This is a genomic window from Neorhizobium sp. DAR64860/K0K1, assembly GCF_050500205.1.
Taxonomy (GTDB): Bacteria; Pseudomonadota; Alphaproteobacteria; order Rhizobiales; family Rhizobiaceae; genus Neorhizobium; species Neorhizobium soli.
This window is the reverse complement of record NZ_CP191459.1, coordinates 797,120-822,418: the sequence shown is the minus strand read 5'-3', so window position 1 is coordinate 822,418 and position 25,299 is coordinate 797,120. Positions and strand designations below refer to the sequence as shown.

At 62.0% G+C, this 25,299-nt stretch carries 28 protein-coding genes and 1 riboswitch; of the genes, 17 read left to right on the top strand and 11 right to left on the bottom strand.

Annotation, left to right across the window (positions count from 1 at the left end; translation table 11 throughout):
* Positions 1-10 precede the first annotated feature (10 nt).
* Genes ACQY1J_RS08565 through ACQY1J_RS08545 form a run of 5 tightly spaced genes read left to right on the top strand, consistent with a single transcriptional unit; the run spans position 11 to position 4,386 of the window.
* Entirely contained in the window at positions 11-592 is a 582-nt protein-coding gene (locus ACQY1J_RS08565) for an NAD(P)H-dependent oxidoreductase (RefSeq protein WP_062582563.1), read from the top strand.
* Between the two features lie 21 nt (positions 593-613).
* Entirely contained in the window at positions 614-1,414 is an 801-nt protein-coding gene (locus tag ACQY1J_RS08560; RefSeq protein ID WP_200933890.1) for an ABC transporter ATP-binding protein, read from the top strand.
* 5 nt (positions 1,415-1,419) lie between these two features.
* Positions 1,420-2,304 (top strand): ABC transporter permease, encoded by an 885-nt coding sequence (locus ACQY1J_RS08555; RefSeq protein WP_430251184.1) that lies wholly within the window; start codon positions 1,420-1,422, stop codon positions 2,302-2,304.
* Positions 2,305-2,350: 46 nt separating this feature from the next.
* Positions 2,351-3,523, top strand: a complete 1,173-nt coding sequence (locus ACQY1J_RS08550; protein WP_430251183.1) for a hypothetical protein — start codon at positions 2,351-2,353, stop codon at positions 3,521-3,523.
* A complete protein-coding gene (locus ACQY1J_RS08545) occupies positions 3,520-4,386 on the top strand; it encodes a bifunctional 5,10-methylenetetrahydrofolate dehydrogenase/5,10-methenyltetrahydrofolate cyclohydrolase (RefSeq protein ID WP_430251182.1) in 867 nt (288 codons plus the stop codon). The genes ACQY1J_RS08550 and ACQY1J_RS08545 overlap by 4 nt, the downstream gene beginning before the upstream one ends.
* A gap of 6 nt (positions 4,387-4,392) precedes the next feature.
* On the opposite strand, the gene ACQY1J_RS08540 is transcribed toward ACQY1J_RS08545, so the two are convergent.
* From ACQY1J_RS08540 to ACQY1J_RS08530, 3 genes are all read right to left on the bottom strand, one after another.
* A complete protein-coding gene (locus tag ACQY1J_RS08540) occupies positions 4,393-5,178 on the bottom strand; it encodes an ABC transporter ATP-binding protein (RefSeq protein ID WP_430251181.1) in 786 nt (261 codons plus the stop codon).
* The gene (locus tag ACQY1J_RS08535; protein ID WP_430251180.1) at positions 5,175-6,206 is read right to left on the bottom strand and encodes a FecCD family ABC transporter permease; all 1,032 of its coding nucleotides are present in this window, start codon (positions 6,204-6,206) and stop codon (positions 5,175-5,177) included. The genes ACQY1J_RS08540 and ACQY1J_RS08535 overlap by 4 nt, the downstream gene beginning before the upstream one ends.
* A gap of 81 nt (positions 6,207-6,287) precedes the next feature.
* Positions 6,288-7,295 carry an ABC transporter substrate-binding protein gene (locus ACQY1J_RS08530; protein ID WP_184653847.1) on the bottom strand — a complete coding sequence of 336 codons (1,008 nt, stop codon included), beginning with the start codon at positions 7,293-7,295 and terminating at the stop codon, positions 6,288-6,290.
* A 130-nt stretch (positions 7,296-7,425) separates the two neighbouring features.
* A riboswitch (cobalamin riboswitch) is annotated at positions 7,426-7,620 on the bottom strand.
* A 293-nt stretch (positions 7,621-7,913) separates the two neighbouring features.
* On the opposite strand from ACQY1J_RS08530, the gene ftsZ reads away from it, so the two are divergent.
* A complete protein-coding gene (gene ftsZ, locus ACQY1J_RS08525; protein WP_062455086.1) occupies positions 7,914-8,909 on the top strand; it encodes a cell division protein FtsZ in 996 nt (331 codons plus the stop codon).
* A 75-nt stretch (positions 8,910-8,984) separates the two neighbouring features.
* Here the strand turns inward: ftsZ and ACQY1J_RS08520 are convergent, their stop codons facing one another.
* The gene (locus ACQY1J_RS08520; protein WP_430251179.1) at positions 8,985-11,546 is read right to left on the bottom strand and encodes a GcvT family protein; all 2,562 of its coding nucleotides are present in this window, start codon (positions 11,544-11,546) and stop codon (positions 8,985-8,987) included.
* Positions 11,547-11,720: 174 nt separating this feature from the next.
* Here ACQY1J_RS08520 and ACQY1J_RS08515 point away from each other — a divergent pair, with 174 nt between their 5' ends.
* Complete coding sequence (locus ACQY1J_RS08515) at positions 11,721-12,125, top strand: hypothetical protein (RefSeq protein ID WP_139283781.1); 405 nt, start codon at positions 11,721-11,723, stop codon at positions 12,123-12,125.
* A 62-nt stretch (positions 12,126-12,187) separates the two neighbouring features.
* Positions 12,188-12,664 carry a DUF3597 domain-containing protein gene (locus tag ACQY1J_RS08510; RefSeq protein ID WP_113109845.1) on the top strand — a complete coding sequence of 159 codons (477 nt, stop codon included), beginning with the start codon at positions 12,188-12,190 and terminating at the stop codon, positions 12,662-12,664.
* Positions 12,665-12,788: 124 nt separating this feature from the next.
* Here ACQY1J_RS08510 and ACQY1J_RS08505 read toward each other — a convergent pair whose 3' ends face one another.
* Positions 12,789-13,166 carry a hypothetical protein gene (locus ACQY1J_RS08505; protein ID WP_430251178.1) on the bottom strand — a complete coding sequence of 126 codons (378 nt, stop codon included), beginning with the start codon at positions 13,164-13,166 and terminating at the stop codon, positions 12,789-12,791.
* A 54-nt stretch (positions 13,167-13,220) separates the two neighbouring features.
* On the opposite strand from ACQY1J_RS08505, the gene ACQY1J_RS08500 reads away from it, so the two are divergent.
* Positions 13,221-14,630: an FAD/NAD(P)-binding protein gene (locus ACQY1J_RS08500; RefSeq protein WP_430251177.1), complete on the top strand. Its 1,410-nt coding sequence runs from the start codon at positions 13,221-13,223 to the stop codon at positions 14,628-14,630.
* 50 nt (positions 14,631-14,680) lie between these two features.
* Here the strand turns inward: ACQY1J_RS08500 and ACQY1J_RS08495 are convergent, their stop codons facing one another.
* Positions 14,681-14,989 carry a hypothetical protein gene (locus tag ACQY1J_RS08495; RefSeq protein WP_062455075.1) on the bottom strand — a complete coding sequence of 103 codons (309 nt, stop codon included), beginning with the start codon at positions 14,987-14,989 and terminating at the stop codon, positions 14,681-14,683.
* 150 nt (positions 14,990-15,139) lie between these two features.
* On the opposite strand from ACQY1J_RS08495, the gene dinB reads away from it, so the two are divergent.
* The 5 genes from dinB to ACQY1J_RS08470 all read left to right on the top strand — a co-directional run bounded on the left by dinB (position 15,140) and on the right by ACQY1J_RS08470 (position 18,272).
* Positions 15,140-16,234, top strand: coding sequence for a DNA polymerase IV (gene dinB, locus ACQY1J_RS08490; RefSeq protein ID WP_113109842.1), 1,095 nt, complete (start codon positions 15,140-15,142; stop codon positions 16,232-16,234).
* Between the two features lie 39 nt (positions 16,235-16,273).
* Positions 16,274-17,023, top strand: coding sequence for a DNA polymerase III subunit epsilon (locus ACQY1J_RS08485; RefSeq protein WP_430251176.1), 750 nt, complete (start codon positions 16,274-16,276; stop codon positions 17,021-17,023).
* Between the two features lie 28 nt (positions 17,024-17,051).
* Entirely contained in the window at positions 17,052-17,369 is a 318-nt protein-coding gene (locus tag ACQY1J_RS08480) for a hypothetical protein (protein WP_192086112.1), read from the top strand.
* Between the two features lie 72 nt (positions 17,370-17,441).
* Positions 17,442-18,023 (top strand): 2'-5' RNA ligase family protein, encoded by a 582-nt coding sequence (locus tag ACQY1J_RS08475; RefSeq protein ID WP_192086111.1) that lies wholly within the window; start codon positions 17,442-17,444, stop codon positions 18,021-18,023.
* 6 nt (positions 18,024-18,029) lie between these two features.
* Positions 18,030-18,272, top strand: coding sequence for a hypothetical protein (locus tag ACQY1J_RS08470; protein WP_430251175.1), 243 nt, complete (start codon positions 18,030-18,032; stop codon positions 18,270-18,272).
* 63 nt (positions 18,273-18,335) lie between these two features.
* On the opposite strand, the gene ACQY1J_RS08465 is transcribed toward ACQY1J_RS08470, so the two are convergent.
* Positions 18,336-18,818 (bottom strand): pyridoxamine 5'-phosphate oxidase family protein, encoded by a 483-nt coding sequence (locus ACQY1J_RS08465; RefSeq protein ID WP_062455064.1) that lies wholly within the window; start codon positions 18,816-18,818, stop codon positions 18,336-18,338.
* A 216-nt stretch (positions 18,819-19,034) separates the two neighbouring features.
* Here ACQY1J_RS08465 and ACQY1J_RS08460 point away from each other — a divergent pair, with 216 nt between their 5' ends.
* Both ACQY1J_RS08460 and ACQY1J_RS08455 read left to right on the top strand, forming a co-directional pair.
* Complete coding sequence (locus ACQY1J_RS08460) at positions 19,035-19,253, top strand: hypothetical protein (RefSeq protein WP_062455061.1); 219 nt, start codon at positions 19,035-19,037, stop codon at positions 19,251-19,253.
* Positions 19,254-19,335: 82 nt separating this feature from the next.
* On the top strand, positions 19,336-20,052 hold the full coding sequence (locus ACQY1J_RS08455) for an SDR family oxidoreductase (RefSeq protein ID WP_430251174.1): 717 nt from the start codon (positions 19,336-19,338) through the stop codon (positions 20,050-20,052).
* Between the two features lie 10 nt (positions 20,053-20,062).
* On the opposite strand, the gene ACQY1J_RS08450 is transcribed toward ACQY1J_RS08455, so the two are convergent.
* Positions 20,063-20,902, bottom strand: coding sequence for a helix-turn-helix transcriptional regulator (locus tag ACQY1J_RS08450; RefSeq protein WP_430251173.1), 840 nt, complete (start codon positions 20,900-20,902; stop codon positions 20,063-20,065).
* A 98-nt stretch (positions 20,903-21,000) separates the two neighbouring features.
* On the opposite strand from ACQY1J_RS08450, the gene ACQY1J_RS08445 reads away from it, so the two are divergent.
* Positions 21,001-21,885, top strand: a complete 885-nt coding sequence (locus tag ACQY1J_RS08445; RefSeq protein ID WP_430251172.1) for an SDR family oxidoreductase — start codon at positions 21,001-21,003, stop codon at positions 21,883-21,885.
* A gap of 29 nt (positions 21,886-21,914) precedes the next feature.
* On the opposite strand, the gene ACQY1J_RS08440 is transcribed toward ACQY1J_RS08445, so the two are convergent.
* The 3 genes from ACQY1J_RS08440 to ACQY1J_RS08430 all read right to left on the bottom strand — a co-directional run bounded on the left by ACQY1J_RS08440 (position 21,915) and on the right by ACQY1J_RS08430 (position 25,187).
* Entirely contained in the window at positions 21,915-23,171 is a 1,257-nt protein-coding gene (locus tag ACQY1J_RS08440; protein WP_430251171.1) for an arsenic transporter, read from the bottom strand.
* A 20-nt stretch (positions 23,172-23,191) separates the two neighbouring features.
* Positions 23,192-24,451, bottom strand: a complete 1,260-nt coding sequence (locus tag ACQY1J_RS08435) for an MFS transporter (RefSeq protein ID WP_430251170.1) — start codon at positions 24,449-24,451, stop codon at positions 23,192-23,194.
* A 157-nt stretch (positions 24,452-24,608) separates the two neighbouring features.
* A complete protein-coding gene (locus ACQY1J_RS08430; protein WP_430251169.1) occupies positions 24,609-25,187 on the bottom strand; it encodes a hypothetical protein in 579 nt (192 codons plus the stop codon).
* Positions 25,188-25,299: the final 112 nt, after the last annotated feature.

Sequence of the window (25,299 nt, the reverse complement as noted above, 5' to 3'; positions counted from 1 at the left end):
TTTTGGACCGATGAAGGTACATGTCATTTACGCCCACCCGCTGAAGGAAAGCCTCGCCTCGCGCCTGCACGATACGGTCGTCGCGAGCCTGCTCGAGGCCGGGCATACGGTGGACGACCTGGATCTTTATGCCGAAGGGTTCGATCCGGTTCTGTCGGCGGAAGATCGGCGAGACTATCACGACCTTTCTATCAATCGCAGCCGCGTCGCGCCCTATGTCGACCGGCTGATGTCCTGCGATGCGCTGGTTCTCTGCCATCCCGTGTGGAATTTCGGCTGGCCGGCGATCCTCAAGGGCTATTTCGACCGGGTGTTTCTGCCCGACGTGTCGTTCAAGCTGCAGGACGGGCAGCTTTCGCCGGGCCTCACCAATATCCGCAAGCTCGCGACCGTCACCACCTACGGCTCGAAACGCTGGCGTGCGATGGTTCTCGGCGATCCACCACGCCGCAACGCCACCCGCTTCCTGCGCGTCGTCTGCAATCCGCGGGTCAAGGTGAAATATCACGCGCTCTACGATATCAACAACGTCACCAATGAGCGCACGGAGGCCTTCATCGAGCAGGTCCGCACGTCCATGCTGCGGTTTTGAGATGAGAAAAGGGGATTTGTCATGACGGGATCGCCGACAGTCAACGCCGCCGATATTGGTGCACGTCCCCACCCGCCCCTGCCCGGCGGCAATGCCGTGGTGTTCGAAAAGGTCTCGATGACGTTCCCGGATGGAACGGAAGCGCTCTCCGATGTCGACCTTGCCATCGGACATGGCGAGTTCGTGTCGATCGTCGGCCCGTCCGGCTGCGGAAAATCGACGCTGCTGCGGATCGCGAGCGGCCTGTCGAGCCACAGTTCCGGCGATGTCTGGGTCGATCGGCAGCAGCTCGGCTATACGTTCCAGGATGCGACCCTGCTGCCATGGCGGCGAGTGCAGGGGAATGTCGAACTGCTGATGGAGCTGCGCGGTTACCCGGCCGCGAAGCGCCGCGAAATCGCCAAGGAAAAGATCGAGCTCGTCGGCCTTTCCGGCTTCGAGGCCCATTTTCCGCGAAGGCTTTCCGGCGGCATGCGGATGCGCGCCTCGCTGGCGCGGTCCTTGGCGCTCAATCCCAATGTCTTCATGTTCGACGAACCGTTCGGCGCGCTCGACGAGATCACCCGCGAACGGCTGAACGACGAGGTGATCGACCTTCATTGCCGCGAAGGTTTCACCGGCATCTTCGTCACCCACTCCATTCCCGAGGCCGTCTACATGTCGAGCAAGGTCGTGGTGATGTCGCGCCGGCCCGGCCGCATCATCGATACGCTCGACATCGGCTTTCCCTTCCCGCGCCAGCCGGACCTGCGTTACGAGCCGGAATTCTCGAAACTGTGCGGAGCGGTATCGCGTGCCCTTCGCCATGCCATAGAGGCCTGAGCGCCATGTCGGATCCTATTGTCGCCGCTTACAAATCGACGCCGCTGAAGGCGCAGGTCGAGCGCTACAGCCCCGTCCCGCTTGCACCGGCACCAAGCGTCGGCCGCCGCCTCGTCTTAAGCTTCGCACCGCCTCTCATCCTCGGCATCCTGATCGTCGCAGCCTACGCCCTGATCCGGGCCGACCTTCCAGCGCATCGCCAGTTCCTGATGCCGAGTGCGGAGGGCCTGTGGAGCCAGGCATTCGGCATTGCAGCCTTCCGCTCTGAGCTGCTGATGCGGGCGCTGACCACGATCTCCATCGCCATCACGGGACTTGCGGTGTCGATTCCCGTCGGCATCATGCTCGGCATCGTCATGTTCCGCGTCTATGCGCTGGAAAAAGCCGTCTTCCCCTATCTCGTGGCGCTGCAGTCGATCCCGATCATGGCGATCATTCCGCTGATCCAGAGCGCCCTCGGCTTCGGCTTTCTGCCCAAGGTGCTGATCGTCGCGCTCTTCACCTTCTTCGCCATTCCAACGACGCTGCTGCTCGGCCTCAAAAGCGTCGACCGCAACATTCTCGAACTTTTCAAGCTGCAGAATGCCTCCTGGTGGGTGATGCTGCGCAAGGCCGCGCTGCCGTCTGCAGCGCCGACGCTGTTTGCAGGCCTGCGGATTTCCGGCAGTCTCGCCGTCATCGCCGCGATCGTCTCGGAACTGTTTTTCCTGTCCGGCAAGGGAGGCCTCGGCCAGCTGCTGATGAATGCCAAGATCGATTTCAAATACGAGCAGATGTATGCCGCACTGATCGTCGCCTCTGCCCTGTCGATCACCGTCTACTTGTCCTTCAACTGGCTCGGGAACCGGCTGTTTGCGCATTGGCACGAATTGAGCGACAGGCAACGCTGACACCGCCGCTGAACTGACCTAGAAAAAAGCAATCAGGGGAACGAACATGACAAAAAAACTGACTGCCAAGCTGACCACCGCCATGGCGATCGCCATGTTCGCAACGGCTTTGTCTACAGCAAACGGTGCGACTGCCGGCGAGTTCGCCAAGAGCCGCTATACGACGCCGCTCGCCGATGTCTGCCCCAGCCCGTTCATCATCCAGAAGGACTGGCTGGCGCAGGCCGAGCAAGGTCCTCTCTATCAGCTGATCGGCTCGGGTGGGGAGATGACGTCAGGCCAATATACCGGCCCGTTGGGGTCGAGCGGCATTGACCTCACCATCCTCGAAGGTGGCGGCGGGCTTGGCATGGGCGATGGCGAGACCGCCTATTCGGCGCTCTACATGGGCAATTCCAAGGCCGGCGTCACACCGCATCTCGGCTATCAGGAACTGGACAACGCCTTTATCTTCTCCAAGCGCTTCCCCGTGGTCGGCGTCATGGCACCGCTCGATATCGCCCCGACGGTTCTCCTGTGGGACAAGGCTACCTATCCTGACGGCTTCAAGTCGATCGCCGATCTCAAGACCTTCTCGGAAAGCGGCAAGGGCAAGATCTACGTCTCGACCACTAAGCGCACCTTCGGTCTCTATCTCGTCGAGCAGGGCATTCCCGCAGACGTGTTCGTCGAGGGCTATCGCGGTGACGGCGAGAATTTCGTCACCAACAACGGCACATGGCTGAACCAGGGCTTTGTCACCAGCGAAGTCTACAAGTTCGAGCACGGCAACAACTGGGGCAAGCCGATCGGCTACCTCAACATCAACGACCTCGGCTATCGCAACTACACCGGCATGCTGTCCGTCGCGACAGCGAGGATGGAAGAGCTGGCGCCGTGCCTGGCAAAGCTCGTTCCGCTTCTGCAGCAGGCGACCGCCGACTATGCCAAGGATCCGGCCGAGGCGAACAAGGTGATCGTCGACTTCAACACTGCCGGGCACGCGGCAAGCTGGTGGAAGACCGCGCCGGAACTGATGGCCTATGCCGCAAAGACGATGGTCGACACCGGCATTATCGGCAACGGCCCCAACGCGACGATCGGCGATTTCGACATGGACCGTGTCGCCGAGATGCTGAAACTGGTGAAGCCCCGTTTCGACGAGCGCGCCGATCCGGATGTGAAGCCGGATCAGGTCGTCACCAACCGCTTCATCGATCCCTCGATCGGTCTGAAATGAGCGTGACCCTGCCGAGAATGACCGCAACACTGCTGGATGGCGAAGCCCTTGCCGCCCGGCTTCGGCGCGAGATGACAGCCGAGGTTGCCGGTCTTCGCGCGCGCGGCATTGCGCCGAAGATGGTGACGGTGCTGGTGGGAGACGATCCGGCCAGCGCCACCTATATCGGTCGCAAGCACGCAGACTGCGCCGAAGTCGGTATCGAAGCGATCGACCTGCGCCTTCCCTCGGATACGACCACCGAAGCCCTGCTCGAACGGATTGCCGCCGTCAATGCCGACCCCGCCATTTACGGGCAGATGGTGCAACTGCCGCTGCCGCCTGACATCGACGAGACGAAGGTGATGACCGCCGTGTCGCCGGCCAAGGATATCGACGGCCTGCATCCGCAAAACCTCGGCCTCCTTCTGGCGGGAAAGCCGGGCCTCCTGCCCTGCACGCCAGCCGCCATCCTCGCGCTTTTGCAGGGCAATGCCGTTCCGCTTGCCGGCCGCCGGGTGGCCATCATCGGCCGCGGCCAGCTCGTCGGGCGCCCGCTTGCCATGCTGCTTTCAGCTCGGGGAACCGATGCGACGGTGACCCTGCTGCATAGCGGATCGCGGGATATCGCCGAGGACGTCAGGCGCGCCGATATCGTCATCGCCGCGCTTGGCCAGCCCGGTTTCGTCACCGCAGACATGGTCAAGCCCGGTGCCGCCGTCGTCGGCGTCGGCATCAGCTACGGCACTGACGGCTCGATGATCTCGGATGTGGCCGCCGATGTCGCTGATGTCGCAGGCTGGGTAACGCCGCCGCAGGGTTCGGTCGGAGCGCTCACCCGTGCGATGCTGTTGCGCAACCTGCTGCAGATCGCCGCCGCCTAGACTGGTTCACATCAGGAACTGGATATGCAGCCGGCCGTGATGCGGCGATGTCGAGACATGGGCGGCAACGCCGAACACGTCCGCGATCATCTGCTCGGTCAGAATATCGGTGGGCGAACCACAGGCGACAAGGCGTCCTTCGGAAAGCACGGCGATCACATCGCAGAACCGGGCGGCGAGGTTGAGATCATGGATCGCGACGACCGTCGTCAGCGGCAGCTCCGAGACAAGCCGCAGGATGTCGATCTGGTGCTGGATATCGAGATGGTTGGTGGGTTCGTCGAGGATCAGCACCGACGGCGACTGCGCCAGCGCCCGGGCCAGCTGCACGCGCTGACGCTCTCCCCCCGACAGCGTATGCCAGAACTGCTCGCGGCGATCATCCAGTCCGACGCGGACCAGCGCCTCGGTCACGATCCGGTCGTCCTCTTGCGTCCACGGCGACAGAGCCGACCGGTATGGCGTGCGTCCAAGCCGGACGACATCGATGACCGTGACATTCGCCTCGGTTGCGGAATGCTGTTCGACCACCGAAACCCGGCGGGCGAGCTCGCGCCGCGCGAAACCGCTCATCGGCTTGCCATCCAGCGTGACCTTGCCGGCGGCGGGCGCCCTCAGACCCGCCAGCAGTCGGATCAGTGACGACTTGCCGGAACCATTAGGCCCGATCAGCCCGAGCGTCCGGCCCTCATCGACCGAAACCGTGACGCCATCGAGGATGACCTTGCGTCCGGCAAGCCAGCTCACGGCAGTTGCGGCCAGGACCGGGGCGGATACGGGATCGGATGTCATGCGACCCTCCGTGCCCGATAGAGAATGACGCAAAAGAAGGGAACACCGACCAGCGCCGTCACCACCCCGATCGGCAGGATCTGCGGTGCGATGACGATGCGCGAGACGATATCGGCGAGCACCATGAACAACGCACCGATCAGCGCACAGGCAGGCAGAAGCCGGATATGGCCGGGGCCGACGATGAACCGTGCCGCATGCGGAATGACCAGCCCGACAAAGCCGATCGCGCCCACCATGCTGACGATCGTCGCCGTCATCAGCGCCGTGACAAGCAGCAGAACCACGCGGACCCGCCGCACCGCGATGCCGAGCGAACGCGCCGCATCCTCACCGAATGTAAACGCATCGAGCGCCCGCGCATGCCAGATGCAGACGATGAGCCCGACCGTCACGACCGATGCGGCGAGCGTCACCTCCGGCCAGCGGACGCCGGCAAGGCTGCCGAGTAGCCAGAACATCACGCTGCGCGCCTGTTCGGCATTGGCAGACGTCGAGACGATGTAGGAGGTGAGCGCGTTGAACAATTGCGAGGCGGCAACGCCCGCAAGAATCGTCCGGTCCGCCGTCTGCCGTCCGCTCGACAACATCACCACGAAGACAAAGGCTATCAGCGCGCCGGCAAAGGCACCGGCCGAAAGCGAGATCGCGCCCGCCCCGAACCCGAGCAGCATGACGCTGACCGCACCGGTCGAGGCTCCAGCCGAAATGCCGAGAACATAGGGTTCGGCCAGCGAGTTCCGCAGCAGAGACTGCAGAATCGCCCCCGATAGCGCCAGTCCGGCGCCGCAGAATGCCGCGACCAGCGACCGCGACAGGCGATAATCCCAGATCACCGCTTCCTGGATGCGCGGCAAGGCCACGGCCGTAAAGCCGAGCCGGTTCGTCACCGCCGCAATCGTCGTCTCCATGGGAATGGTCATCTCACCGATCGCCACCCCGGCAACGATGGCGACGAGGAGCGCTAAGAGCACCAGGAACACGCCTGCGGCACCTAGCGCCCAACGTCCGATACGGGATCGCGTCACTTGGGGCGCCTGGGCAGGTCGGGCAAATTCGCCTCATCGACGATGGCGGAAACAGGGAAAGATATCATCTCCCGCCGCACCCTAATTCGCAAGGCCGAAGGACTGGATGCCCCGGGCGAGCGTCTCGATGCCCTCGATCGTGCGGATCGTCGGGTTCATCGACTGGGCGTCCATCATCACGAAACGCTTCTTTCTCACCGCATCCAGCTGGCTGACGACGGGATCAGTCTCGAGGAACTTGATCTTCACGGCAGGATCATCCGCGGCATAGCGGCGACGGTCCATGGTGGCTACGACGATGACGGAGGGGTTGGCCTCAGCAATCGTTTCCCAGCCGACCAGCGGCCATTCTTCTTCCGTCGTCACCACATTGCGGGCGCCGATCGTCTCAAGGATATAAGCCGGTGCGCTGTTCTTGCCCGCGATAAAGGCGTCGCCCTTGGTCTCTTTGCTGGAATACCAGAAGACGATCGGCAGGTTCTTTAGCTCAACGCCCTTGATCGATGCGACGGCTGCTGCTTCGCGCTGTTTCAGGTCTGCGATCAGGGCCGTGCCCTTGTCCTCGACGTCGAAGATCTTCGAGAGCTCGGTAATCTCGCGGTAGATCAGGTCCATCTTGAACAGTTCGTTGCGAACGCCGTCCCCGCCATCGACATTGGTCTTGGCGACGCAATCGGCGGGCGAGACATAGGTGTTGATGCCGAGATCGGAAAACTGCTCGCGCTTGCCGACGGACCCCATCGGCCCGACATGCCACTCGAACTCGGCAGCAACCAGATCCGGTTCGAGACCGACGACCGATTCAAAGCTCGGGTCGTTGTCGGCAAGCCGTTTGATCTTCGCATCCACCTCTGCATAGGGCGAAAGCACCGGCCCGACCCAGACGGCAGTGCCCGCCACCTTGTCGGCCAACCCGAGCGAATAAAGCACTTCGGTCATGCCCTGACCGATCGAAACGATCTTCTGGGGCGCGTTCTCGAACGTGACGGAGCGACCGCAATTCTCGATCGTCAGCGGGTAGCTGGTCGGTGCGGCAAAGGCGAATGTGGGAAGTGCCGCAACTAAGGCGGCGATAAGCCCTGATTTCATGTCCTGTCCTTTAATGATCGGAAAAAAGGGCAGGACGACCTGAAGCCGCATCGCGGCTCGACGTCAAAATGGCGCACGAGCGCATTGCTTGCGTCATAATCATCTCCCTGCCGGAACCCCTCGTCCGGTGTTGGTTGTCCATGCCACGGCAGGTCTCCTGACTTGCGGCTCGAACGCCTTCCATCGCCTTCCCGATCGGATGATCAGTGGTATCGATGGCTGGCTCGCCGCTTACAGTTGCGAGGGCAGTCGCGGACTTGGCCCGAAAGCCTCACCGCATTCCCTTTTCATCTGCGATTGCAGAACCGTAGCGCCCCAACTGATAGGGAACACGCCGGTGCTTGTCCAGAGCGATCCCGGTGCGATCTCTGCCGTTGCCGAGTGTAATAGTATAACATACCAATTTACGCAACGGTCTATTTTGGATTGGTCGCGACCTTCGTGAGGCGCTCAATTCAGGGATGCTGTACATTAAATTGCGATGACATCGCCCTCACCCTACTCCTGCCTCTTTGGCCTGACAGCGCTCTGGTCTATGACCTTGCGGACAGATAGCCTGCGGGGCGATTCGCCGTCCTTCTGGTATGGGACGACCGGAAGGAGCTGAAGGAGACGAAGATGACGGATATTAAGAGCGGCTTGACCGAATTGAAACCGCAGATAACCGTGATCGGTGTCGGAGGCGGTGGCGGTAACGCGATCAACAACATGATCACGGAAAATCTCCACGGCGTGGAATTCATCGCCGCCAATACGGATGCCCAGGTTCTGGCAACATCCAAGGCGTCGCGCCGAATCCAGCTGGGTGCGCAGGTGACCGAAGGTCTCGGTGCTGGCTCGCTGCCGGATATCGGCCGCGCGGCGGCCGAAGAATCGATCGACGAGATCATGGATCATCTCGCCGGCTCGCACATGTGTTTCGTCACCGCCGGCATGGGCGGCGGCACCGGAACGGGTGCGGCCCCCGCGATTGCACGCGCAGCACGCTCTGCCGGCATCCTGACGGTTGCGGTCGTCACAAAACCCTTCTCGTTTGAAGGGCACCGCCGCATGAAGACGGCCAACGAGGGTATCGAAGCCCTGCGTGAAGCCGCCGATACGGTCATCGTCATTCCGAACCAGAACCTGTTTCGCATTGCCGACGCCAAGACCAGCTTCGCCGACGCCTTCATGATCGCGGACCGCGTGCTGTTTTCGGGCGTCAGCTGCATCACCGACCTGATCGTCAAGGAAGGCCTGATCAACCTCGACTTCGCCGACGTGAAATCGGTGATGAAGGGCATGGGTCGTGCGATGATGGGAACCGGCGAAGCTTCCGGCGATGGCCGCGCGCTGATCGCCGCCGAAGCCGCCATCGCCAATCCGCTGCTCGACGACATCTCGATGAAGGGCGCCAAGGGCGTGCTCATCTCGATCTCAGGCGGTACCGACATGACACTGTTCGAAGTCGATGAAGCTGCGAGCCGCATCCGTGACGAAGTCGAAGCCGAGGCCGACATCGTCGTCGGCGCGATCTTCGACAAGAACCTCGACGGCAAGTTCCGCGTGTCGGTCGTCGCAACCGGCCTCAACGGCAACCAGCAGGGCTCTTCGTCCCCGACTGCGCAGTACTAAGATCAGTCTCAGCCAATAAAAAAACGCTCCGTGGACATCCGCGGAGCGTTTTTTGTTTGTCAGACCCGAAGCCGATCAGCTTCTCGGCTTGAGATTTTCAGGGTCGTAGAGCGGCTTGTAACCGACCGCTGCGACTTCCACCGGGAAGGCCTCGTTGAAATAATCCACCGTCAGTTTCCGGCCGACCTGGCAATGCGACCAGGGCAGATAGGCGAGCGCGATATTCTTGCCGATCGTCGGGCCGTAGGCGATCGACGTCGTATAGGAACGCCGTCCGAGTTCATCGATCAGAACCTCGCCCGTGTCCGGATCCATGACCGGCAGCGAGCCGACCGGATAGCGGGCGACACCGGACGCATCGACATTGTCGGTCATCACGAGCGTGCAGAGCATCGCCGGCTGATGGTCGCGGGCCTTGTATTCGAGATGCTTCGCCTTGCCGCAAAAATCGGCTTCCTTGACCTTTGGACGGGCAAGATCCGCTTCGATCAGGTTGTACTGGGTCAGGAGATCGCCGTTCTGCAGGCGCAGGCTCTTTTCCATGCGGCGTGAGTTGGCATAGGTCTCGACGCCGAAGGCCATCACGCCGGTGGCACGCAGCGCATCCCAGACGGCAACGCCGTCCTCGTATTTCATGTGCAGTTCCCAGCCCTGCTCGCCCACATAGGAGATGCGGAACGCCGTGACATGCTTGCCGGCGATCTCGATCGGCTTGATCGCGGCGAAGGCGAAGTTCTCGACATCGAGACCTTCAGGGTCGGCCACGACCTTCTTGAGGTTTTCGCGAGCGTTCGGGCCCCAGATGCCGATGGTGATGAACTGTTCCGAGACATCGGTAATGGTGACGTTGAGGCCACGATCCTGCGCGACACGCTTCATGTAGAGCAGGTCCCGCGGCCCGGCATCGGCGCCGTTGACGAGACGGCCGCGATCAGCCAGGCGGAAGACGGTGAAATCGGCCCGCACCATGCCCTCGTCGTCGAGGAAGTGGGTGTAGATGCCCTTACCGATATTGCCGTCGCCGCCGATCTTGGCCGCACACAGCCATTCGAGCAGCTCGACATGATCGGGCCCCTCTATATCAACCATGTGGAAATGCGAGAGGTTGACGATGCCGCAATCCTCGCTCATCGCCAGATGCTCGGCGTTCGACACGCGCCAGAAGTGGCGGCTGTCCCACTCGTTTTCGCGCTTCGGCACCCGGTCGCCGTATTTCTCCAGAAGATGCTCGTTGGCGGCGTAACCGTGGGCACGCTCCCACCCCCCCAGCTCCATGAAGTAGCCGCCGAGTTCCTTTTCGCGGTCGTGGAACGGCGAGCGCTTGGCGCCGCGACCGGTCGCATAGGGTTCGCGCGGGTGGACGGCCGGGAAATAGATCTTCTGGGCAGCCTCGAAGGTGCGGCCCTCGATGAACTCTTCCGTCAGCTGATGCGGATAGAAGCGCGCGTAATCGATCGAGTTGTGGTCGATCTCGGTGCGACCGTCGGTCATCCAGTCGGCGATCAGCTTGCCATAGGCCGGGCCGTCCTTGACCCAGATGGCAACGCAGTACCAGAGCCCGCGCACCTTCTGGCTTTCGCCGCAGGAGGCACCGCCGCCGGCCGACACCTGCAAGAGGCCGTTGAACGAATGCCCTTCGTTATAGCCGAGTTCGCCGAGGATCGGCGTCAGCTCGATCGCCTTTTCCAGCGGCTCGATGATCTGTTCCATGTCGAGATCGCGCTGCGACGGCGACAGGCGCGCTTCGTGCTTTTCAAGAATGTCGCGGGGATGACAGAGGCGCGGATGGGTGGTCTCGTAGTAACCCCACTCGATCTGCCCGCCCTCGGTCGTTTTCGGATCGCCGGTGTCGCGCATATAGGCCGAATTGCCCTGGTCGCGCAAAAGCGGATAGCCGATTTCCTTGCCGGTGCCTTCGAACTCGTTATAGGGCCCGAAGAAGGTCAGCGGATGATCGACCGGCATGACCGGCAGATCCTCGCCCGCCATCTCGGCAATCAGCCGGCCCCAGATGCCGGCGCAGACGACGACATGGTCGGCCATGATCGTGCCGCGGTGGGTGACGACGCCCTTGATGCGGCCGCCCTCGATAATCAGAGACTGCGCCGCCGTATTGCCGAATACCTTGAGCTTTCCGGCTTTTTCGGCGGCGTCCACCAGCTTGCCGGCGACAGTCTGCGAGCGCGGAATGACAAGGCCTGCATCCGGATCGAACAGACCGCCCTGCACCTGATCCTCTTCGATCAGCGGGAACATCGCCTTGATCTCGGACGGCGAGACGTAATGCGCCCGGGTGCCGAAGGCCTTGGCAGAGGTCAGCTTGCGCTTGATCTCTTCCATCCAGGCATCGTCGCCGGTGCGCGCGACTTCGAGACCGCCGATGCGGGCGTAGTGCCCCATCTTCTCGTAGAAATCCACCGAATACTGGGTGGTCCAGACCGACAGGTAGTCATGGCTGGTCGTGTAGCAGAAGTCCGAGGCATGCGCGGTCGACCCGATATCGGTCGGGACCCCAGACTTGTCGATGCCGACGATATCGTCCCAGCCGCGCTCGACGAGGTGGTGGGCGATGGACGCACCGACGATGCCACCGAGCCCGATGATGACGACCTTAGCCTTTTGCGGAAATTCTGCCATTGCATGCCCCAACCGAGTGAAGCCGCGATACTAGAGGGACAGACGCGACAGGTCACCTCAGATTACGACATCAAAAACTGTTGCAGCGCCACGCACGCCCGAAGAGGTATATGAGGAACTTCTTGGCCCCTTCTCCTGTTTAGCACTCGATAAAATGGTAACAGGGGCAATCACATGAAATTCAGAGCATTGAAGGCGGTGACCGCTGTCGGTCTTGCCTGCCTGATGCTGGCGGGCTGCGTCAGTGAAGGCGGCACCTACACCGAGTACCGCAGTTCCGATCGATACGACCGGTTCAACCGTTACGACGGTCCGAACTACCGTTACCGGCATAACCGCGACCGCGATCGCCACCACGGCCGTCACGACGGACGCCGGCCCGACCGCGACAACGATCGCCCGCACCGTGACTGGAACCGCGGCGACCGCCCGGAGCGCCCCGGCTACATCCGCAACGACCGCGACGGCCGCAATGATCGGGGTGGTCGCGATGGCCGTGACCGTTCCAGCGGTCGTGGCGGACCGGACCGTTCAGACCGCGGCTCACGCGGCGATCGCGTCGTTGTCCCGCAGAACTAAAGTGATCCGTCATCGACGTGATCTCGTACCATGTATGGCATAAACCAACGGAGGAACTATCCATGAGCATATTCAGCAAGATCAAGGACGCCATCTTCGGCCATCCTGCCGCGGCTGCACCGGCTTCGCCAACAGGCGCCGAGCCGACACCGACGTCCATGGCAACGCCAGAACCTGCTGCGACCACAGCCCCGCCGGTCGGCGGAACAGCCCAGGCTGCGCCGAAGACTGCAGGCGCACCGCCAGTCGCAACTCCAGGCTCGACCTCTGCCACGATGCAGACCGTCGATATCGCACCGGTCCTCGACGCAGCCGTCAAGAAGAGCGGCCAGAAGCTCGACTGGAAGCATTCGATCGTCGACCTGATGAAGGCGCTCGGCATGGACGCGAGCCTTTCGGAGCGCAAGGAACTGGCCGAAGAACTCGGCTACACCGGCGACCAGAGCGATTCCGCCACGATGAACATGTGGCTGCACAAGGCGCTGCTGAAGAAGCTGTCCGAAAACGGCGGCAAGGTGCCTGCCGAACTTCTCGATTAATGGTTTCGGGCGCTCCACTGCGGGCGCCCGAACTTCTATCTGATGAAAACTGCTTGCGATTCCCGTCATCCGGACGGTTGAGACATGACGAAGGCCCGGCTGAGACCGGCTTCCGCGTCATGTCTCAGTATGCGAGAGACGTACTCCAGAGAAAAATGTCCTGCTGGTCGGTATCCGTCAGTCGATCGGCATCAGTCTCCTCGACCTTCTGCGTCTCGAGCCGTGGCAATGCCGCGGCTTCTTCTTTTCGGTCACCGGCCAACTGCCTTGTCGATCCGAACAGATCGATCCCAAATATCGAAAAGCCGCCACCATTCATCACGCTCTCCATTCCTTCCCGATCTTTCATGTGTAATGTCGCGTCAGAGGGAGTCGTGAACAATATTGCCTGCGAGAACCCTGGACTAAATTTTGCCGCGCGAAGGGATAAACGTGCTCCGTTTCCGATGCATTGGAAAAAGCCCGTTTTTGCAAGCGCAGCGCCTATCGATTTTTGATTCAACGACGTGCCGTGCGAATTTAAGAGAGCGACCGCGTCTAACCGAAGTGACTGACAGTGACAGCATCGAAGACGTCTGAACGGCCTGAACAAACACGATCTTCAATCGCCATTATCGGCGGCGGCGTGACCGGGGCAGCGGTCGCTTTCCATCTCGCGACGGGCCACTCGGACGCCGTCGACATCACCATTTTCGAGCCGCGTGCCGAAATCGGCAGGGGCCTCGCGTACGATACGCGGGACCCGGTGCACCGGATCAACGTCCCGGCAACGCGAATGAGCATACTTCCTGGCGATCCCGAGCATTTTTCGAGATGGATGGAAACGACCGGCTCCGTTGCGGACGATGAGGCGGCATTTCGCGCCGATGGCAACGTGTTTCCGCGCCGGGGCATCTTCGGAAACTATGTCCTGTCCAACCTTCAACCTCTTTTGGCATCAGGAGCCGTCCGCCATATCTGCGCCGCGGTGAACGGCGTCGAAAAGCGGCACGACCAATGGCATGTCACCGATACCACCGGGCAGACGCTGGTTGCCGATATCCTGGTGATCGCTGCCACCCACCCTGCTCCCGTTGCCCCACGCTCCTTGAGACGACTGGCCGAGCATCCGCGCTATGTCGCGGACCCGACAGCGCCGAACGCATTGGCGCCGATCCGGGCCGACGATCGGGTCCTCGTCGTCGGCAACGGGCTGACCTCCGCAGATGTCATCGCTTCGTTGAAGCGTTGCGGGCATAGCGGCAGCATTACCGCCCTCTCGCGCCGTGGCCTCCGCTCGCGCGGACACGCCACCTTCGCGCAGGAACCGTTCGGCGACTTTCTCGACCATCCCGCCACTAGCGCATCCGAGATCCTACACCGCGTGCGGGCCGCGATCAGGGATGCACAGGCAGATGGTCAGACCTGGCATGCGGTTCTCGACCAGTTGCGCTCGCAAGGCGGCGGCATCTGGAAGCATCTGCCGCTCGAGGCACGCCGCCGGATCGTGCGACACCTGCGTCCCTATTGGGACGTCCACCGCTTCCGGATTGCGCCGCAGGTGGAAGACGTGCTCGACGCGGAAGCGGCAGCCGGCAGGCTCGACATCCTCGCCGCAGGCATCGTCGACGTCAGCACCGACGGAGACATCATCGATGTCACCATCAAGCGGCGCGGGAAGAATGGTGTCGAAGTCCACCAGTTCGATGCCGTCGCGGTCACGACCGGCCCCGCCCACGGCAACGTGCTGCAGAGCCAGCAATGGCTGCGGCAACTCCGCGATCAAGGCTTTCTGCACCTCGATCCGACGGGGCTTGGTCTTTCCTGCAACGAGCAGTCCAACGCGATAGACGCGGATGGCAAGTCCGAACCAAAGCTTTTCATCGCCGGACCGCTGGCACGCGGACATTTTGGCGAGTTGATGGGCTTTCCGCAGGTTGCGGAACATGCGCTGCTCGTCGCCGATTCGATTGCAGCAAACCTCTGAGCTCACCGCCATATGGAGCCGGCTGAGAGCCGGCCCCTCGGTTCACTAAATCAGCGGCCGGTCACGCGTATCGCGCCTGCTTCGCCAAAACTCTTCTGCACCGCCGCCATCTTGCTCTCGGTGATATCGGCGGAAACCTCGATCTCGCCCTCCAGCGGGCCATCGGTGCGCTCTCCGCCATCATGCGACGCATCGCCACCCGACGGAGCGGATCCGACCGTGTTGTCGGCACCGACGGACTGGATGAAGATATCCGGACGCGAGATACCGTGCTGCTGCACCAGATGTTCGACCGCAAGGTCTGCGGCCGCACGGGTGTCGAAAGTCGCTCGAATGGTTGTCGTGCTGTCGTCAGCCATGAAACTGTCTCCTGTTGATGATCACCAGAAGCAAACGCCTTCAAAGCCCGCTTGTTTCCCTCATGCACAGGAAGCTGGGCAGAGAGCTTGGATATTTGTCGCAAGACTGCTATGTTCTCTTTTTGTTTCTATCTCATCCAGCAAACTCGCATGAATGTCACGGCCTCCATATCCACCCGCAAGATCATCCATGTCGACATGGATGCGTTCTATGCCTCCGTCGAGCAGCGCGACAATCCTGACCTGCGCGGCAAGCCTTTGGCTGTCGGCGGATCCGCGGCGCGCGGCGTTGTGGCGGCCGCAAGCTACGAAGCACGCGCCTTCGGCGTTCACTCCGCCATGCCCTCCGTCACTGCCAAGCGCAAATGCCCGGATCTGATCTTCGTGCCGCCGCGCTTCGAGGTCTACAAGTCGGTGTCCCGGCAAATCCGCGAGATCTTTGCGGAATACACGCCGCTGATCGAACCCCTGTCGCTCGACGAAGCCTATCTCGACGTTACCGAGAACCTCAAGGGCATGGAGATCGCCACCGAGATCGCGCTGGAGATTCGTGCCAAGATCAAGCAGGTGACGGGCCTCAACGCATCGGCCGGCATCTCCTACAACAAGTTCCTCGCCAAGATGGCAAGCGACCTCAACAAGCCGAACGGCCAGGCCGTGATCACGCCAAAGAACGGCCCGGGCTTCGTGGAATCGCTTCCGGTCAAGAAATTCCACGGCGTTGGGCCGGCGACTGCCGAGCGGATGAAGAAATACGGCATCGAGACCGGCGCTGACCTCAAGTCGAAGTCGCTGCAGTTTCTCGCCGAGAGCTTCGGCAAATCCGGACCCTATTTCTACGGCATCGCCCGCGGCATCGACGAGCGCCAGGTGCGTCCCGACCGGATCCGCAAATCCGTCGGCGCCGAGGATACATTTGTTGAGGATATCGACGCCCTCGACCTTGCGACCGCCGAACTGAAGCCACTTGCCGAAAAGGTCTGGCGCCACTGCGAAGCGCATCGCATTTCGGGCAAGACCGTCACCGTGAAGATCAAATATTCCGACTTCACCCAGGCGACACGCAGCCGCACGGCGTCCCTCCCCTATGCAAGCGTCGCGGAAGTGCTGGCGGCGGCATCCGGGCTCCTGGCTACCGTCTACCCTTTCCGGCGTTCGGTAAGGCTGCTGGGCGTATCCCTCTCTTCGTTGGTCGGCGCCGGGCCGGATGACGTGGAACAACCGCAGCTCGGTCTCGATTTATAATCGACAAGCACACAAAGAGCGCCGGGTAAGGACTTCGACATGAGCAATCCCACCATCCGCGTCATCGACCTCGAGACCGGCGGCAACGGACCGAACGACGTCTGCGAGATCGGCTGGCAGGATGTCACCCAAGGGGCAGACGGAAGATGGCAGATTAACGAGGACCGCGGTGCGCTTCTGGTCAATCCCGGCCGGCCGATGTCGCCCGACACGATCGCGATCCATCATATCCTCGACAGCCATGTCGCAGACGCGCCGTTCTGGAAAGACATCGCACCGACTGTCCTGCGTCCCCCGCACCGGATCGAAGCGCTTGCGGCACACCGCGCAGCTTTCGAACAGCGATACTGTACACCGCGGCTAACGGGCGGCCTGCCCTGGATCTGCACCTGGAAATGCAGCCTGCGGGTCTGGCCCGAACTGCCGCGGTTCTCCAACCAGATGCTGCGCTACCTGCGCATGCCCGAAGGTCTGGTCCACGAGATCGGCCTGCCGGCGCATCGCGCCATGCCTGATGCCTATGTCACGGCGCACCACCTGCGCGACCTCCTCAACGAGGCATCACTCGAAGAACTCCTGGCCTGGAGCAGCGAGCCGGGTCTGCTGCCGCGCGTGCCGTCAGGCGCGGATCGCGGCAAGACCTGGGACCGAATCAGCGAAGATGCGCTTCGGGACCTCGCGGAAGACCGGGATATCGATATCCGCTTCAGCGCCCGCACCGAACTGACGCGCCGCGGTGAACAACCACAGCCCGCCGCCGTTGACCCGCCACAGGGGACGCTCCTGTAATCGGTATGGCGAAAACCGGGGTTGGACGATGAGCGAGACGTATCCTGACACACCCGACGGCAAATACTTCGTCGTCCGCGGCAGGCTCTGGCGTCGAAGCAACCCGGCGCTGGACGCGGAGACGCGTCAACGCCTGGTCTCGGACCTGATGTCGGCACGCCGGGCCGTCCGCGATGCGAAAGGCAAACCCGACGCGATGGCCGAAGCGCGCCGGCGGGTCGACGATGCCAAGGTTCAGCTTGGCGAACGCGGCCCTGTCTGGTGGGATGACGGCGAGCCCGATCTCAACCGGCATATGGCCAAGAACACGCCCTATGCGGACTGGTTCGCGAAACTGAAGGATTGATATCGCGGGCCCGGATCCCAGATCTCGGCTTCAAAGACCCGTTCGAAACCTGGCCCGGAAGGTTCAATCCCAGTGAAGACGCTTCAGCCGCTGATCCTGACAGCCCGTATTGCGGAAGGCGACAGAGCGCCTTTCGATCTGTTGCGGAAAACCCATTTCCCGCCGGACCGGAATTTCCTCGATGCGCATCTGACGATGTTTCATCGGCTACCCGGCGAATATACGGAGCGGATCGTCGAGCACCTCAAACGGGTCGCCGAGGCTGGGTCATCGATCAAAGCCGAGGTCAGCGGCGTCCGCCATCTCGGTGCGGGCGTCGCCTTCACGATCGACAGTGCCGCGCTTCAGGATGTGCGAGCCCAGTTGAAGGAGGCCTTCCTACCATGGCTCGGTCCGCAGGATATGCAGAAATGGCAGCCGCATATCACGATCCAGAACAAGGTATCGAAGGACCGGGCCGACCGGCTGTATCAGCAGCTCCGCGCGACGTTTCAGCCTCACACCATCGAGATTACAGGTGTTGATCTGTGGAAATACCTCAATGGACCCTGGCAGCATGAATCCTCCGCGATATTTGCGGAAGATCGAGACGCCGTTGTTTTCGGTCGCGATCAGAGCGAGTGTGCCGGCGTCCAAAGCCATATCAAGGAATGAAAACTGATGCCCGGAGCGTTCAAATCTATCTTCGTCCTCGCCTTCGATCTCGATGAGAGAGGGCAGACCGTTCCGGCGTTCGCGGTAAGGGAAGCACAAGACGAGACGGCTGCGATCGATGAGGCCCGCGAACTCGGCGATCGACATGCCGGAGCGGTTGTCTGGAAGCGCGAGGCATCGCCAGCTGTCGGGGAGGAACGCGAACCGGTGATTATCTTTCAAACCGGAACGATCGGCGATTTCAACTGAGACGCCAGCCCGTCTATTCGGGCCGCAGAAGAATGGCGGACGGTTGCCCGTCCGCCATGAAGGTTACATCTGAACCTTGGCATTGTCGCCCATGTCGGGCTTCGAACTGGAAACGGCGGCTGCCGCCATCTTGATGTAGCTGATGACTGTGCCAGGGCTATCCCAGTATTCCGCTGCTGACGGCGTGATCTTCAGGACGCGGATCGAAGGATCCTCGGGGCTGTCCCACCAGGCCTTTGCCGGTGTCGCCCAGAGGTCGCGGATCTTCTCGCGATCGTTCTGCACTTCTGCCGTCGCCGAAATGGACACGTATTTCTGGCCCTTGGAATCGGCAAACGCCAGGCAAACGTTCGGGTAGCGCGCGATTTCCTCGTCCTTGTGGCTTGCCACATCCGTCAGAAAGTAGAACGCATTCTCAAGACGCTCGGCATAGGCCGCCATCGGCCGAGCCCGCAGATCCGTACCCGACTGGGTCGTGAGCATGCAAAATCCGATCTTCTCCGCAAGGTCCCAGACCTTCTCGTGTTCGTCTTCGATGTGAGCCATGCGATTTCTCCTTTTGATGACGCGGGTCAACTGGCGAGCTTGGCTTCTGTTCCAGACCCGCGGATATCTTGCACCGGAAACGTGCAGCGGCAGGAACAGGATGACCGGGGCGCCGTTAATCTAACTCAAGGTCCGATCTCGTGAGCGCCTGCAACGGCGCTTGAACGAGGTTGAGGCGACTTGGCAGACACTGACGAAACGGGAAGGAACCGGTTCATGACCGATCAGGAAACCTCGACCAAGAAACTCGCGATGAAGTATCTCGAACTCGGCGGCACACGCCGCGCGAAGCTCGATGACAACATCGCCGACGTCCGCAAGTGGGATGACGAACCGGCCGAGGCAGACGAGTTCTGGAAGACGCAGATCGAACCGCTCGAAGCCGCGCGCCTTCGAGAAGTTGAAACCCATCTGCCGACCATCAACTCCGACTGACGACGCCTACCCAATACCGTGGAGTTCGGGCATAGTGCGATGAAGAAGCGACCAACACGCGCGTATCTCGGATATGTCTGACATGGCCGGCACTGAAACCAGTCTTCTCGCATCGCTGCCGAACGGGTTCCGGGCGGCAGTGATCGGGGCAAGCGGCGGTATCGGTTCCGCGATCTGCGAGTGTCTGCAGAACGAGCCCCATCTCGGCGAACTGATCGCCTTTTCCCGCAGCCGCGACGGTCTGGACTTCGCCGACGAGACGAGCGTGGCGGACGCCGCAGGCTCGATCTCGGCAAAGCCGATCCACCTCCTCATTTGCGCCACCGGCATCCTGACGACCGATGGCCGCGGCCCGGAAAAGTCTCTGCGGCAGCTCGATCCCGAAACGATGATGGCCCAGTTCCGCACCAACGCCGTCGGCCCCGCCCTTGTCGCGAAACACTTTCTCCCACTGTTTGATCGCGAAACCCGCTCGATCGCCGCATTCCTGTCGGCCCGTGTCGGATCGATCGGCGACAACCGCCTCGGAGGCTGGGTGTCCTACAGATCCGCCAAGGCGGCGCTCAACCAGATTGTCCGCACCGTTTCAATCGAATATGGCCGCACCCATCCGGCAGCGGTCGTCACCGCCATTCATCCGGGGACGGTTCGCACGGGTCTATCAGACCCCTATTCACGCGGTCACAACACGGTCAGCCCGGAACAGGCGGCAGCGTCGATCCTCTCAACGCTGAACAGCCTCGCCCCGGAGCATTCCGGCTCCTTCGTCGCCTATGATGGAAGCAGCATTCCCTGGTGAGATAGAGCGGTCAGGGTTTAGCTGACGCCGCGCGCTCCGCGACGCGCCGCCGGATTCTTGCGGCCATAGCCGGATCGACCGGATTGTAGACCATCATGCCGAGATCCGGCCGACCGTCGACGGAGAATGCGGAATATTCCAGCTCGACCGTGCCGAGATCCGGATGTTCGATCCGCTTCAGGCCGTCGCTCTGGAGCCTTACGTCGTTTTCACCCCAGAATGCCGCAAATTCCGGACTGGACTTCGAGAGCTCGTCGACGAGATCCGAAACCTCCGACATCGCACCGGCCCGTGCGGCATCGGCGCGAAAGGCGCCGACGACAAACCGGGCGAGCCCTTCCCAGTCATGTTGCTTGGCGCGGAGCGACGGGCTCGAGAAAATCTGTCGCAGGAGGTTTCGCTGGCCTTCGGGCAGTTTCCCGTAGTCGGTCAGAACCACGGCCGCCGCCGCATTCCACGCCACCACGTCCCATGTCGCGGTCTTGACGAAAGCGGGGCTCGCATCGAGCGTATCCAGCAAACGCTGGAGCCTGGGCGTAATTCCCTCCGTGGACTTGTAGCGAACCTCCGGCGGCCGTCCGAGACCGAGCATGAAAAGGTGTTCGCGTTCCGGCTCCGTCAGCATCAACCCGGAAGCGATCCGGTTCAGCACGTCCGCCGAGGGCGCGCCGCCGCGGCCCTGCTCGAGCCAAGTGTACCAGGTAGGACTGATATTAGCGCGTTGAGCAACCTCTTCGCGGCGAAGCCCCGGCGTCCGCCGTCTTCCCGAAAACCCGAAGGCACCAGGGTCGAGCCTCGTGCGGCGATCTTTCAGAAACGCTGCCAATGAATTCGGCGTGATGTCCGGCATCGATACCCTGTTAGCAATTATACCCTGATACGGTCACTACTTTAACGGAATAACAAGAGCGCAGATAGTCCCGGTGTCAAAGCAACTGGAGAATGACAATGCGTGTATTTCTCACCGGAGCCACGGGCTTCATCGGCTCCGCGCTGGTTCCTGAACTTCTCGACGCGGGCCACGAAGTCATCGGCATGACCCGCTCGCAGGACGGCGCACAGAAACTGATCGCATCAGGGGTCGAACCGCATCTGGCGACGCTCGAAGACGTCGAAAGCATAGAACGCGGCGCCCGGAATGCGGATGCCGTCATCCATACGGCGTTCGACCACAACTTCGAACGCTTCGCCGAGAACTGCGAAAAGGACCGGCGGGTCATCGAAGCGCTGGGGGCAGCCCTTTCCAGCTCCAACCGTCCGCTGCTGATCACCTCGAGCATCGCGATGGGTGCGCGCGGCAAAGGCGAGCTCGCTGTCGAAGACGTCTTCGATACGGATCATCCCAATCCGCGCATTGCCTCCGAACAGGCTGGGAACCGGCTTCTGGCCGCCGGGATCAATGTTTCCGTGCTCCGTCTGCCGCAGGTCCACAATACGTTCAAGCAGGGCCTCATCTCGCCACTCCTCGACATTGCAAGAGCAAAAGGTGTTTCAGCTCACGTGGGGGACGGAACGAACCGCTGGTCGGCCGGTCACCTTGGCGATGTTGCGCGCCTCTACCGCCTTGCCATCGAGAAAGCGGAACCCGGTGCGCGCTATCACGCGGTCGGCGAAGAAGGCGTGGAGATGCGCCTTATCGCGGAAGCGCTGGGTCGCGGCTTGAATGTCCCTGTTGTTTCCATCTCAGCCGACGAGGCTTCGGAGCATTTTGGCGCGATGGCACGGTTCGTCGGTCTGGACATGAGGGCGTCGAGCGCAAAGACACAAGCAAAGCTCGACTGGCACCCGACCGGCCCAACGCTGATCTCCGACCTCGATGCGATGGTCTATTGATGGACTAGCCCGCAAAGCGCGCCAGCGCCTCATTGGATGAGAAGGACTGCAAGCGACAGGGCGAGCGCCGGAAGCATGACGACGGCGCCCAGCTTGAGAAAGCTCAGGGCGCCGATGTGCAACCCTTCGCGCTTCAGCGCCGTCAGCCACAGAATGGTCGCGAGCGACCCGGTGACCGAGAGGTTGGGGCCGAGATCGACGCCGATCAGCACCGCGCCGGCGATCTTGTCGGACACATGCGCCAGTTCCACGGCGCTTCCGGCAACAAGGCCGGCCGGCAGATTGTTGACGAGATTGGAGCCGAGCGCCACGATCGTGCCGGCGATCGCCGCCGTCTGGGCGGGATAAAGCGAGGCATTCTGGGTCAGCTGATGCGCCAAGGCATCGATCAAGCCCGTCCGGTTCAGGGCTTCGACCACGACGAACAGGCCGGCGACGAGCGGCAGCACGCTCCAGGACACGCCCTTCAGCGTTTCGACAGGGCTCTGTCGGGTGATCGCGAGAACAGCCGCCGTCGCGATGCAGCCGGCCACAAAGGTGGGCAACCCGAGATCGAAATGCAGTGCCGATGCGCCGAGCAGCAGGACCGCCGTCGCGCACAAGGCAATCCCCGTCAGCCTTGCGCTATGCGACAGCGGCACGCTTTCAACCACGGGGGACACACTGTCGGCCGCGATGGTCGAGCGCTGCGTCCAATAGAGCGCGATAAACGTCACGACGATTGAGACGATCGAGGGAAGACCGAACGTGGCGAGCCAGCGCGACAGAGGCGGCATCGTTCCGCCGCCGAAGATCACCAGATTGGCCGGGTTGGAGATGGGCAGCACGAAGCTTGCGGCATTGGCGATGAAGGCGCAGATGAGAAGATAGGGCATCGGATCCTTCACCTTTGCCGTGCGGCACGCCGCATAAACGGCAGGCGTCAGCACGACCGCGGTCGCATCGTTCGAAAGGAACGCGGTGACGACGATGCCGACCCCATAGATCAGGACGAACAATCGCTTCGGCGAGCCTTTTGCATAGGCGGTCGCAATCGATGCCAGCCAGTCGAACAGCCCTTCCCGTCTGGCAAGTTCCGATAAGAGCATCATGCCGATCAGGAACAAGTAGACGTCGAGACCCTTGGCAACACCGGCCCAGGCATCCCAGGGGGCGATCAGGCCGAACGCCAGAAGCAGCGATGCGCCAAGCACGGCCCATATCGCTTCCGGCCAGGCAAACGGCCGGGTAATGACGCCGAGCGCTGTCAGGCCGGCGATGCTCCAGGTCATGGTCAATGCGTTCATGGATGGTCCAACCGAAACGATTATGGTGCGACAGGGATCTCGCGATCGTCTCCTGCCTTGTTCGCACCTTTTTGGGAAGGGGCAATGCTCTTGCGCCCGGCGAGAAAGGCGGCAACGGCAAGCGCTGCAACGCCGCCATGCACCCAGTAGGCGAGCGCATAGCCGCCGACATCCGTCAGCCAGCCGGCGACGACGTTGCTCAGCGATGCGCCGATGCCCTGAACGGTCATGACCGCAGCCAGTCCGACATTGAAACGACCGGTCCCCGCAAGGATCCGTTCCGCAGCAATCGGGGTGGCGATACCGATCAGGCCTGCGCCAACTCCATCGAGGATCTGCACCGGATAGATTACAGCGAAATTGCTGAAGGAGCCCGCAATCGCACCGCGGATCGGCAATGCAAGCAGCGCGATGAGGAAGACCGTCGCCAGCCCGAACCGCCGGATCAGGAAAGGCGCCGCTAAAGCCATGACGATCATCGACAGCTGCGACACGCCGGTCGTCACCGCCGTCGTTTGGAACGGCGTCCCGAGATGGATCGAGAAGTCCTGGGCAATGAGGCGGCTGATCGGCGCGTTGCCGAAGTGGAAGATCATCAGCGTCACGGCAAGCAGGATCAGCCCCTTGCTGCCCACTAGGACGGAATAGCCGGAGGGACCGGGCGCTCCATCGTCATGCGCCAGACCGCGCGCCGCGTTGTGATTGATCCGCTCCGGGTCGATCGCAAGCGCTGCCAGAATGGCGGCGACCGCCGTAACGATCATCAATCCGATGACACCGCTGACGCCGAAGTAGACCGTCGCTAAATAGATGCCGGCGAGCGAGACGACGTTGCCAAGATGGTTCCAGAACTCGTTTCGCGACACCTGACGGGAAAACGCCTTTTCGCCGACAAGGCCAAGCGTCAGCCCCATCAGCGCCGGACCGACGACGGCGCCAACGATGGCGGTTGCCGACTGACCGCCGAACACCGATGCGTTTCCGGGGCTGGCAAGCGTCCACAAGGCTGCCGCCGTCACCAGGATCACCGGGATGATGATGAGCGTGCGTTTACGCTTGGAGGCGTCCACCCATGCGCCGAACAGCGGTGTCGCGATCATTCCGAGTACACCGCCAAGCGTGGCGATGAAGCCGAGCGTCATCGGCGACCACCCGTGGGTGGCCAGAAACCCGTCGAGAAACGGTCCAAGCCCGTCGCGGGCGTCGGCGAGAAAGAAGTTGAGGACGGCAAGTGCCACCAGGGATCGATCAGTCAGGCCTGTCTGTAGGTTGGATCGCATGCCAGCCTCGCTTCATCATGCTACATGCTTGAAAATTGTGGCGTCCAACGCCGGTGGCGGACTCGGGGTTCCAGCGTGCCCGAAAGAAGATCGGGCAACGCTTTCCTGTTACAACCCTGCCGTCAGGGCTCCGCCACCAGGTTTCGCAACCAGAACTTTACCCTTTTGGCGCAGGGGGTGTCGGCATATCACCGCGCGGACCGTCATACGGAGGAACGCCGGCCGGGCCATGAGGCGGAGGGCCACCAGCTGGTCCGTGACGCGGAGGGCCGCCGGCCGGGCCGAGCGCTTCCATGCTGCCGTCCTGGCGAACGATATAGGTCGCGTGCAGGAAGCCGTTGTCGAAGCGACCCTGGACGCTGACGGCTTCGTTGAGATCGACAAGCTTGCCGTCGTCACCCGATGGCCCGGTTTCAACCAGTGCCCGTCCGCTGTCGTCCTGAACGACGAACTTGTTGCCGAATACCTCGGCTACCGTCCCCTTAACCGTCACCAGGCTGTCCTCCTTGACGGCGGAGATGGCGACCGGGTTCATGGGCGCAAGCTCGACGCTGGGCCCGGTCAGCTTCATTGCGCCGGCTCCGGCTGCGGCCCCGATGGCAAGGATCGCCAAGGCCGTGACGCCGAAGGTTGCCATGCGCCCGTTGCCGGTCTTGTGCGGGGGCTTGGGTGCATGCGGCTTGTCGGCCGAACCATCCTTCTGATCGACGGTCGTGTTGTTGTCCGAAATTGACATGGTCTTCTCCTGTTTTGGTATGCCAGGAGAGATTTATCAGCCGACGACCGATAACAGCCTGAACCTTGTGGTTCAGTTTGAGTTAAGCCTTGCCGCCATAGGACAGCGTCTC